This is a genomic window from Myxococcales bacterium (genome assembly GCA_016717005.1).
Taxonomy (GTDB): Bacteria; Myxococcota_A; Polyangia; order Haliangiales; family Haliangiaceae; genus UBA2376.
This window is the reverse complement of record JADJUF010000042.1, coordinates 1-10,971: the sequence shown is the minus strand read 5'-3', so window position 1 is coordinate 10,971 and position 10,971 is coordinate 1. Positions and strand designations below refer to the sequence as shown.

Genomic DNA, 10,971 nt, shown 5'->3' with positions numbered 1-10,971 from the left:
TCCACCATCCCGATCGGGTCGCCGCCGACGAACGCGTACAGGTTCAGCCCGTCCTTGGGCCCGATCGGATCGCACGACAGCCACCGGCCGAGCCACGGGGCGTAGTACCGCTGCGGGTACGCATCCAGGCCGGTGGCGCGGTCGCGCTCCTTGCCGGCGTAGCGGACGTCCCGCCGGGCGACCTCGCGGACGTCGTCGCCGGCGATGAAGGCGCTGCCGCCGTGGGGCAGGTACTCCTCGTACGAGATCAGCGCGCCGGCGGCGTCGAGCTCGAGCGCGGTCGAGCCCTGCGGCGTCGTCAGGTGGTAGCGCACGCGGGCGGGGCCGATGGCGTCCACCTCCGCCCCAGCGTGTCCACGACGTGCCGGTCGACGACCGCGACCCGGCGCTCGCCGTCGGCGACGTGCGTGGTCCAGCGCTCGAGCACGATAGTCGCACCGCGCCGCACCCGCACGCGCTCCTGCCCGCCGTCGCAGTACAGCACCTCGCGGGTCTCGACCACGGGCGTCTCCCCGCCGACGACCAGCCGCGTGGCCACCTTCCGCACCCGCACCCGGTCCGCGCCGTACGCGTAGCGCTCGCCGTCGTCGACGGGCCCGCCGGCGCGCTCGACGGTCACGGCCTCGGTCAGGCAGCCGCGCCAGCTCCAGGCCATCCGGCGCAGGTGCGCCAGCGCGACCATGTTGCCCGCGGCGTCGAACATCGCCGCCGGGTCCACCACCGGCACGCCGTTCGGATCCAGCGCCGCGGTCGCGCGGTTCGATCCGCTCGCGACCCAGTAGTCGGTCGACCAGCTCGCGGTGGCGCCGGCGTGCTGCATCCGCGTCAGGTTGCCCGACGGGTCGTACGTGAACAGCTGCGTGTACCGCTCGAGCGCGGCGCCGTTGTTGAGCGACAGGTGCCGCGCGCCGCCGATGGTCCCGGCGGTCCCGGGGATGTAGTCGTGCGGCAGGAGCGCCTGGTCCCGTGCGCGTCGTACCGGAAGTCGCGTCGCGCGCTCACCGCCGCCGGCACCAGCGCCGCCGCGCCCTCCTGCGCCAGGTCGAGCGCCCGGGTCACCCGCCCGTCGGCGTCGTAGGTGAACCGCAGGCCCTGCAGCGCCTGGCCCGCGCGCGTCGCGTCCTGCGCCACCAGCCGCCCGCTCGCTGGATCGTACGCCCAGGTCTGGCCCACGCCGTTGCCCAGCGTCGCCGCCGCCACCCGCCCGTGCGCGTCGCGCGCCAGCCCGTCGACGATCGGCACGTCGACCAGCGCCCCGTCCGGCGTCGTCACCCGCACGCTCGCGAGCGCGCCGCCCGGATTGTACCCGTCGCGCCGCTCGGTCCCGTCGACCAGCCGCGTCCACACCCCGCGCCCCAGCGCGTCGGTCCGCGCCGCCGCCGTCAGCACCTCGGCCTCGAGCGCCACCGCCCCGCGCCAGTCGGGGGTGTCGTCGAGGTCGACGCGCAGCTGTCGCTCGGTGATCCGCACGGCGCCCGCCGGATCATACGCCACCGTCCGCACCTCGCCCGCCCCGTCGCGCACCCGTACCGCCCGCCCCAGCCGGTTGGCGGCCTTCGCGGACGCCAGGTCCGCGTCGCCGTCGCCGTAGCTGATCTCCTCGACCTGCGCGTCGAGCGCCGCGCCGTCGCGCACGATCGTCGCCACCGGTCGGTCCGCGACATCGAAGCTGCGCGCGATCACAAACCCGCGCCCGTCCCAGGTCCACACCGGTCGATCGTACGCGTCCGCGAGCGCCCAGGTCGGGCCGGCGTCGACGCTCTGCTGCGCCAGCGGCCGGCCCCGCAGGTCCCGCGCGTACGTGAACGCCGTCAGGCCTCGCGGATCCACCTGCGCCACCACCTGCCCGCTCGCGTCGGTCACCGACCGCTCGACGCGCGTCACCGCGCTCGCGTCGCCCACCGCCACCACCGCGCACGCCGTGCCCCGCGCGTCGACGTGCGTCACCGTCGGCGTCCCTGCATGCGCCGCCGCGTGCTCGTACGCCACGCGCTCCGCGTCGTCCACCGGTCGGCCCTCGCGCACCAGCCGGTACGTCGAGTCCAGCACGTTGTCCCCCGCGCTCGCCGCCACCGTCGCCCACGCCCCGGGCGTCGTCGTCGCGTACGTCCCGTTCGGCAGGTCCACCCGCACCGCTCGCCCCACCGCGTCGTAGCTCGTCACCGTCGCCACTCCGAACCGCTCGAGCACCGCGTCGCTCTCGTACGCGGCGCTCGCCGAGAAGTACGGCTCGTACACCCGCCCCGGCTGGCCCTTCGCGTCGTAGACCACGTGCCCCGACACCCGCCACCGCGTCGTCGCCGCCGCCGGCACCGGCTGCCCGCCCCCGTCGACGATCACCTGCCCGCCCGCGTCCCGCGCGATCGCCGGCCCCGCCTCGACCCGCACCTTCTCCTGCAGCACCCGCCCGAACCCGTCGAGGTACCGCACCCGCACCTCCAGCGGCCCCGCCGCGTCGCCACCGCCCGCGCCGTCGTGCACCAGCGCGCTCCGCGCCACCGTCACCTCCGCCACCGGCGCCCCGTCCCGCACCCACGCTCGATCATCGACCCACGTCGCCGTCGCCGCCGCCCCCAGGAACCCCGCCGGATCGGCCAGCACCGACGCGGTCGTCGCGCCCGCCGGCGGCTGCCACGCGCCCAGCGCGCCGCTGCCCCACGGCTCGGTCCCGACGTGGCCCTCGGTGCCGCCCGCGCCCAGCCGCCCGAACCCGTCGAACCGCGCGTGCGCGATCGTCCCGTTCGGATCCTCGGTCTGCGCCGGCGCCAGCACCCGGTAGTCGATCGTCATCGTCGTCGACAGCCCAGGCGCGTCGATGGTCTCGACCACCGCCAGCTGGTCGGCGTCGTAGACGACCTGCGCGCTCGCGCCGTCGCCGCGCACCGTGCGCGTGACCAGCCCGAACGGCCCGCTCACCTCCTGCACCGGCCCCGGCTGCCACCAGTGACCGTCGGCCAGGACGTAGCCCAGCGCCGCCAGGCCCGCCGCGTCGACGCGGGTGTCGAGCGTCGCCGCCAGCAGCCCCGGCGTCAGGCACGCCACCTCGGCGTGGTGCACCCGCGGCGCCGGCGCCACCGCGCCCAGCGGCGCCATCGCGACGCGCGCTGCGTCCCAGTAATAGGTGCGCTGCCACGCCAGGCGCCTCGCCGCCGGCGCGGTCGCCGCCGGATCCAGCGCCTGCTCGAACGGCGCCGGGGTCGCCAGCGCCGCGGTCACCGCCGCCGCGGTCAGGGCCTCGGGCGCGAGCTGCCCGTCGACCGGCGCCACGCCCACCAGCTCGCACTGCGTGGTCTCGACCTCGGCCCCGAGGAGGAACTGCGCGTCGGTGTCGACGTCGGCGCGGATCGCGTCGGTGACCGTCACCCAGGTCCGCGTCTGCGCCGGATCATCGACCGCGCCGCGCCGCGCGTACGCCACAGTTGCGGTGCGCGTCGGCGCGCCCCAGGCGTCGTGCGCCAGCACCAGCTCCTCGGTCACGCGCGGATCGCCGGCGGCGCCGTCGTAGGTCGCGACCCGCCGCGCCCGCGGCACCACGCCGAACACCGGCCGCTGCGCCCCGCGCCGCGGCTGCGACAGCACCAGCTGGTAGCTGGCCTCCTCGACGTCGAACGGATCTGCCACCGGCGCCTCGGCGGCGTCGACCGCCCAGCGCTCGCGCCGCACCACCGAGCCCGCGAGCAGCCGCAGCGCCGCCGACGCGTCGGCCGGCAGGTGCGCGCCCGGCGCCTCGACGTGCGGCGCCATCCGCGGCAACAGCGGATCGCCGGTGTACGGCTCGAACGGCCGGTGGTGGTTCCACATCGCCGTGCCCAGGTGGAACCAGGTGCGGGTCAAGAGCGGCGGCGCGAACGCCGGTCCGTCGGGCCCGGCGTCGCCGAGCACCTGCGGCACGTCGAGCGTCTCGACCCGGCCGAACCCGCGGAACGCCCCGCCGGCGCCGTCGAAGTACCCGTCGCGGTAGCGGTACCGCGTCGTCACCGAGGTCCCGCCGACCAGGTCGAGCTCGACCCGCGCGTCGACCACCGGCCGGTGCGACGGCAGCCGCGTCTCCCACGGCACGCCCAGGGCGGCGTCGCGCAGGTAGTGCGTCGCCGAGTTGCCCCCAGGTCAGCTCGGTGCGCCGACCGCAGCCGTCGTCGACCGCGATCAGCATCCCCGGCGGCGTCGCCGGCGTGAGCGGCAGGTACGACAGCGCCCGCGTGCGCGTCGGCGACAGCGCCGACCACAGCAGCGCCGGCCGCCCGTCGCCCGCCAGATCGGCGATCGCCGCGGTGCGCCCGTCGAACGCCGGCAGGTGCCCGACCTCGCGCCGCGTCCCCCAGCCGCCGCCCGCCCAGGTTCGGGAAGTGCCACACCCGCCCGTCGTCCAGGTAGAGCACGTCGGCCGTGCCGCTGCCGTCCAGATCCACCAGCCGCACCCGCGCGCTGTCGAACGCCGCCGTCGTCGGCACCGCCGGCGCCCCGTCCATCACCACCCGATCGCCGAACCGCCCGTTGCCCAGCGCCGGCCAGTACTCGACCTGCCCCCGCCGCACCCGCACCAGGTCCTGCATGCCGTCGCCGGTCATGTCCGCGAAGAACAGATCGAGCTGCGGGTTGGGCCCGCACCCTGGCGCCGCCTCCGCCCCCGTCGGCAGCGGCACCACCACCGGCTCGCCGAACTCGCGCTCGACCTCGTCGAGCGGCCCGGTCACCGACGGGAACCACACCAGCGCGTCGCCCCGCGCGATCACCGCGTCGCTGCGCCCGTCGCCGTTCAGATCGACCCAGAACGTGCGCCCGACCGCGCCCTCGAGCTTGGGCCACGCCGCGAACGGCCGGAACCCCGCCCAGCGCCGCTCCTCGCGCTCGAGCGCGAACGACCCGGCCTGGCGCCCGGTCGTCACCGCCAGCTCGGTGTCGCCGTCGCGATCGACGTCGGCCACGGCCACGCCGCGCTCGAAGTTCGGCTGCGCCGCCACCGCCGCTGGCGCCGCGAACTGTCCGCCGCCCTGGTTGGCCTGGTACAGCCACCCGCGCTCGCCCTGGTAGAGGATGCCCGGCAGGCCCTCGCCGTACAGATCGACCAGCTGCGTCCGCGCCGCGGTCAGGCCCGTCGTCGTCGTCGCCGGCAGGAACGTCTCGTCGAGCCCCGCGCCCGCGTACGCGAACACCAGCGGCGCGGTCTCGGCGCGCGCGCCGTCGACGAACCCGACCCGCGTCACCCCGATCAGCCGCGCGCCGGCCGGATCGTCGTCGTACGCCAGCTCGAGCGCTGAGGTCGGCACCGCCGGGGCCCCGTCCATCACCACGCGGTCGCCGAACCGCCCGTTGCCCAGCGTCGGCCAGTACTCGACCTGCCCCCGCCGCACCCGCACCAGGTCCTGCATGCCGTCGCCGGTCATGTCCGCGAACGACAGATCGAGCTGCGGGTTGGGCCCGCACCCCGGCGCCGCCTCCGCCCCCGTCGGCAGCGGCACCACCACCGGCTCGCCGAACTCGCGCTCGACCTCGTCGAGCGGCCCCGTCACCGACGGGAACCACGTCCGTCTCCAAACGGAAGCTCTCGTCGAGGACGCATGCTTAACCGATCACGAATGCCTTCAGCAGGATCGCGAAGATGCCTTCGTGATGAACGACCACGAGCCCCTCTTCACAGAGAAGGACGGCGTCACCTCCGAATACCTCATCATTGTAGCGCTCAGCGAACTGCTCCAGCCACTGCTCGAAGTCTCCGAATCGCATCTTCATGGGGCCGAGTCCTTTGCCGTAACAGGCATCAGCGACGACTGTCATTGTCGCTTGAGGGTCCCAGTTAAGTTGCGATGCAATCACGCCCCAGACCTGTCGATCCTCCAGGTCGCTGCGGTCGAGCTTGCGCCAGTCCAGGGGCTTCCCGTTTGCCTTGGCCGCCAAGTCGATATCATCAGGATCGAACCCGGACGCCTGTGGGACATGAGAGCGCAACATCTCGAGAGCCGCGTCCCATGACTGCTGTCGTTCGTCTGTCATTTCTTCCACTTCTCCTGTCCCTCAATGAAGTACTTCTCCACTACGCGCCACCCACCCCTTGTTCCTTTCGCCTCATCCCAGACGCGAACGGTGACGTGCGGCCCCTCCAGGGTCGTGGCGTGGCCGGCCGGCTCCCATTCGATCTTCACCCGCTGTCCGTTGCCCAATGCACCTTCCCACCATCCAGGCTTGATCTCGGCAAGGCTATCCAGGGTACCGCCGGCGGCCCGCTCTGCCGCGGCCAAGAGTTCGTCCTCATTTGCCACTAGCGAACGGACAACATCTTGCCCCGCCGAGTTGAGTGTCTGTCGGCCTGAGACAGGCGCCGCCTGCACCGCCGCCTCCGCGCCTTGGGTCGTGTCCACGACGGCATCCCCGGCCCTCATCGACTTCGCCACAGCAGAGTCACTGACCGGTGCAACCCTCGCGGTGACGACCTGATTCTCTACCGATCGCCCCCCCGATGCCATGCCCAACGTACCTGGCGGCGCAAACGAGCGCCTGGCCTCGGTCCGTGCATTCGCCTGCGGTAGGAAGTCCTGCCATCGTTTCGGCGCGGCGGCCGCTCCGCTTCTCCCTGGCATCGTGGCTCCACCCAGCGCGGCATCCTCCTGCGCCGCCTTGAGCGAGCCCTCAGCGGCGCCTAGGTTCGGGCGCACGAACGCCGGGCGCCGGGTCGGAGCCAGGCCGTCGGCGAGGCCCTGGCGAATCTCGCCTCGCCCGACGAGTGCCATGCCGGCATTCGCTGCATGCCCCACGACGCCGGCTGCGGCATCGGCCCGTGACTTCTGCTCCCCCGTGAGCCCGTCTCGGCCCGTGATGAGTTCCCCCACGGCGAATCCTGCCGCACCTGCCTCATAGAGGACCACCACCTCTGGCACGAGCAGCGTCACGGCGATCTGGGCGATCGCGATGCCGCGGCGCGGGTTCTCGTACTTGTGCAACTCGCGCTGTGCCGCCTCGCGATCGCCGCGCTCGGTGTAGCTCCGTCCGTTGCCATCGAGGCTGAGCGCATCGGCGCTCTTGATGTGGTCGTACGCAATTAGCCCCCGTGCGGAGTTCGCTGGGAGCCACGCAGCTACCGCCGCATCGACCTGGTAGCCCGCGCCAGCGGTGGCCGCCATCAACCGGCCCCAGAGCAGCGCCTGCTCGTTGGACTTGAAGCCGGTGAACTCGGCCGACTCGATCACATGGTTCCCGTTCACGTCGAGCAGCCGGTTCAGCTCGACCAGCTCCGGAATCGACGCGGCCGATGGCGCTGCCCCCTCCCGGGACCCCACCAGCGCCCCGACCGTGTCGTCGGTGCGATAGCCGGCGCCGGACAACGCGCGCATGGCGCCCTGCCACGTCGCCAGGGTCTCGCGCGGGCTCGTGTGGAAGACCGACGCGAACGCATCGAGCCCGCCGATCTCACCGGCTTCGATGACGCGGTTGCGGTTCTTGTCGAGCTGGAAGTTGACGAACCGTAGCTCCGCTTCGCTGACCGGGGCCTTCTCCCGATCCGTCCCCTCCGGATCCACCATCCCGATCGGATCGCCCCCGACGAACGCGTACAGATTCAACCCGTCCTTGGGCCCGATCGGATCGCACGACAGCCAGCGGCCGAGCCACGGCGCGTAGTACCGCTGCGGGTAGGCGTCGAGGCCGGTGGCGCGGTCGCGCTCCTTGCCGGCGTAGCGGACGTCGCGCCGGGCGACCTCGCGGACGTCGTCGCCGGCGATGAACGCGCTGCCGCCGTGGGGCAGGTACTCCTCGTACGAGATCAGCGCGCCGGCGGCGTCGAGCTCGAGCGCGGTCGAGCCCTGCGGCGTCGTCACGTGATACCGCACGTGGGCGGGGCCCACGACGTCCACCTCATTCCCCAGCGTGTCCACGACGTGGCGGTCGACCACCGCGACCCGGCGCTCGCCGTCGGCGACGTGCGTGGTCCAGCGCTCGAGCACCACCGTCGCGCCGCGCCGCACCCGCACGCGCTCCTGCCCACCGTCGAGGTACAGCACCTCGCGGGTCTCGATCACCGGATCCGTCCCGCCGACCACCAGCCGCGTGGCGACCTTCCGCACCCGCAGCCGATCCGCGCCGTACGCGTAGCGCTCGCCGTCGTCGACCGGCCCGCCGGCGCGCTCGACGGTCACGGCCTCGGTCAGGCACCCGCGCCAGCTCCAGGCCATCCGGCGCAGGTGCGCCAGCGCCACCATGTTGCCCGCGGCGTCGAACATCGCCGCCGGATCCACCACCGGCACTCCATTGACATCGAGCGCCGCGGTCGCGCGGTTCGAGCCGCTCGCGACCCAGTAGTCGGTCGACCAGCTCGCGGTCGCGCCGGCGTGCTGCATCCGCGTCAGGTTGCCCGACGGGTCGTAGGTGAACAGCTGCGTGTAGCGCTCCGAGCGCGCGCCCGTTGTTGAGCGACAGATGCCGCGCGTCGCCGACGGTCCCGGCGGTGCCGGGGATGTAGCCGTGCGGCAGGGGCGCCTGGTGCACGCACCCGGTCGCCGGGACCAGCCGCCCGTGCGCGTCGTACCGGAAGTCGCGCCGCGCGCTCACCGCCGCCGGCACCAGCGCCGCGCGCCCTCCTGCGCCAGGTCGAGCGCCCGCGTCACCCGCCCGTCGGCGTCGTAGGTGAACCGCAGGCCCTGCAGCGCCTGGCCCGCCCGCGTCGCGTCCTGCGCCACCAGCCGCCCGCTCGCTGGATCGTACGCCCAGGTCTGGCCCACGCCGTTGCCCAGGGTCGCCGCCGCCACCCGCCCGTGCGCGTCGCGCGCCAGCCCGTCGACGATCGGCACGTCGACCAGCGCCCCGTCCGGCGTCGTCACCCGCACGCGCGCGAGCGCGCCGCCCGGATGGTACGCGTCGCGCCGCTCGGTCCCGTCGACCAGCCGCGTCCACACCCCGCGCCCCAGCGCGTCGGTCCGCGCCGCCGCCGTCAGCACCTCGGCCTCGAGCGCCACCGCCCCGCGCCAGTCGGGGGTGTCGTCGAGATCGACGCGCAGCTGTCGCTCGGTGGTCCGCACGGCGCCCGCTGGATCATACGCCACCGTCCGCACCTCGCCCGCCCCGTCGCGCACCCGCACCGCCCGCCCCAGCCGGTTGGCGGCCCTCGCGGACGCCAGGTCCGCGTCGGCATCGCCGTACGCGATGACCTCGACCTGCGCGTCGAGCGCCGCGCCGTCGCGCACGATCGTCGCCACCGGCCGGTCCGCGACATCGAAGCTGCGCTCGATCTCGAACCCGCGCCCGTCCCAGGTCCACACCGGTCGATCGTACGCGTCCGCCAGCGCCCACGTCGGGCCCGCGTCGACGCTGCCCTGCGCCAGCGGCCGCCCCCGCAGGTCCCGCGCGTAGGTGAACGCAGTCAGGCCCCGCGGATCCACCTGCGCCACCACCTGCCCGCCCGCGTCGGTCACCGTTCGCTCGACGCGCGTCGCCGCGCTCGCGTCCCCCACCGCCACCACCGCGCACGCCGTGCCGCGCGCGTCGACGTGCGTCACCGTCGGCGTCCCCGCGTGCGCCGCCGCGTGCTCGTAGGCCACGCGCTCCGCGTCGTCCACCGGTCGGCCCTCGCGCACCAGCCGGTACGTCGAGTCCAGCACGTTGTCCCCTGCGCTCGCCGCCACGGTCGCCCACGCCCCTGCCGTCGTCGTCGCGTACGTCCCGTTCGGCAGGTCCACCCGCACCGCTCGCCCCACCGCGTCGTCTGAGCCATCCCCTCATTCAGATGATGCCAAAGACCTTGCGGAAGAACGCGTGCTGCTTGACCTCGGCGTCGTACGCGACCATCAGCGGAGCGAGGCGGTCGTCGCCCATCATCGGGATCGCGGCGTAGAGGTTGAGGCCTTGGTTGAACAGCGACATCGTGCGCTTCTTCGACGTGTTCGTCTTCGCCCATGAGGCGATCGAGGCCGCACGCTTCACCGGCGGCGCCGAGCAGCGTCAAGAGCGCTTGCGCCACCGCCGCGAGCAGCAGCAGGCGATCGCGGCGGTCGGTGCTGCCGATGCGCGTCGCCGAGAGGCCGAGCCCGAAGCGCAGATTCTTCTGGTCGCGGAACGTCTCCTCGATCGTGAACCGTCGGCCATAGAGTTTGACGACATCGGCGGCCTTGTCGTCGCGCCGCGTCGTCGCCAGGCACCAGGCCTCCTTCATGCGCGGCGCATGCACCACCACGACGGCAGGCACCTCGGCACGCGTGCGCGTGATCTTCGCGCCGCGGATCATCGTGGCGCGCCCGCTGGGTGGCAACCACTTGCCGGCGGGACGCTGATCACCGGTGGCATCCTCGACGTGGATAGCCGCGCGGAATCGGATCACGTAGTCCCAGCCCAGCGTCTCGAGCAGCCGGTACAGCTTCTGGTCCCCGAACCCACGGTCTGCCAGCACCGTGATCTTGACGTCGGTCGCGACGCACTCATGCAGCCGCTCGATCAGCCGGTACTCGTACCCGTTGCGCTTGCCCTCCAGCGTCGACTTCTTGACGGTCAGCCAGATCAGCGGCGTCGCCCGCCCGTGGCTCGTCATCAGGTAGCCCGCGAGCGTCGCGTGGTCGTCAGCGTCGAACTCGGTCCAGTCCAGCGCGAGCACGATCTCCTTGCGCGGCCCGACGACGAACTCGGCCCACGGCTGGAACAGCGACCACATGTCGAACCCGTCGTTGCTGAGCATGCGGTCGGTCTGCTTCACCCCATGCTTCGCGCTGTGATTCGTCGCCTGGGCGTAGCCGCGCCCGATCGCGTGCACCGATAGCACCGCCGCGTCCAAGACGCCCACGACCCCATTCGCCAGCGACCGCACCCGCAGCGCGTGCAGGTCGTCACCGAAGACTTGGTCGATCGTCTCGGCGACCTGCAGCGGGTTCTTCACGAAGCTCGACATCGCGCGGCGTTTCATCATGCCGCGAGAACCAGCGGCGTCGAACCGAAATTCCGTCGACGACAAAGAAACGTCGGGAGCAATCTCACGCATTTACGCCCTCAAAACGAGGA

General features: G+C 73.3%; 7 protein-coding genes and 1 pseudogene. All 8 read right to left on the bottom strand.

Features of this window, described 5'->3' with window-relative positions; all coding sequences use genetic code 11:
* A partial coding sequence (locus IPL61_38375; GenBank protein MBK9037053.1) for an RHS repeat-associated core domain-containing protein occupies nucleotides 1-338 on the bottom strand: 338 nt, incomplete at its 3' end.
* Nucleotides 299-820, bottom strand: coding sequence for a hypothetical protein (locus tag IPL61_38370; protein ID MBK9037052.1), 522 nt, complete (start codon nucleotides 818-820; stop codon nucleotides 299-301). The genes IPL61_38370 and IPL61_38375, both read right to left, overlap by 40 nt.
* 5 nt (nucleotides 821-825) lie before the next feature.
* Nucleotides 826-4,059: a hypothetical protein gene (locus IPL61_38365; GenBank protein ID MBK9037051.1), complete on the bottom strand. Its 3,234-nt coding sequence runs from the start codon at nucleotides 4,057-4,059 to the stop codon at nucleotides 826-828.
* Nucleotides 3,975-5,510 carry a VCBS repeat-containing protein gene (locus IPL61_38360; protein MBK9037050.1) on the bottom strand — a complete coding sequence of 512 codons (1,536 nt, stop codon included), beginning with the start codon at nucleotides 5,508-5,510 and terminating at the stop codon, nucleotides 3,975-3,977. The genes IPL61_38365 and IPL61_38360 overlap by 85 nt, the downstream gene beginning before the upstream one ends.
* A gap of 52 nt (nucleotides 5,511-5,562) precedes the next feature.
* On the bottom strand, nucleotides 5,563-5,895 hold the full coding sequence (locus IPL61_38355) for a hypothetical protein (GenBank protein ID MBK9037049.1): 333 nt from the start codon (nucleotides 5,893-5,895) through the stop codon (nucleotides 5,563-5,565).
* 92 nt (nucleotides 5,896-5,987) lie between these two features.
* On the bottom strand, nucleotides 5,988-8,327 hold the full coding sequence (locus tag IPL61_38350; GenBank protein ID MBK9037048.1) for a hypothetical protein: 2,340 nt from the start codon (nucleotides 8,325-8,327) through the stop codon (nucleotides 5,988-5,990).
* Nucleotides 8,328-8,534: 207 nt separating this feature from the next.
* Complete coding sequence (locus IPL61_38345) at nucleotides 8,535-9,584, bottom strand: hypothetical protein (GenBank protein MBK9037047.1); 1,050 nt, start codon at nucleotides 9,582-9,584, stop codon at nucleotides 8,535-8,537.
* 121 nt (nucleotides 9,585-9,705) lie between these two features.
* A pseudogene (locus IPL61_38340) lies at nucleotides 9,706-10,861 on the bottom strand (IS4 family transposase).
* Nucleotides 10,862-10,971: the final 110 nt, after the last annotated feature.

Coding starts and splice junctions, on each gene's coding strand:
- IPL61_38370 (MBK9037052.1), bottom strand. CDS start 820: ATGCAGCACGCCGGCGCCACCGCGAGCTGGTCGACCGACTACTGGGTC.
- IPL61_38350 (MBK9037048.1), bottom strand. CDS start 8,327: ATGCAGCACGCCGGCGCGACCGCGAGCTGGTCGACCGACTACTGGGTC.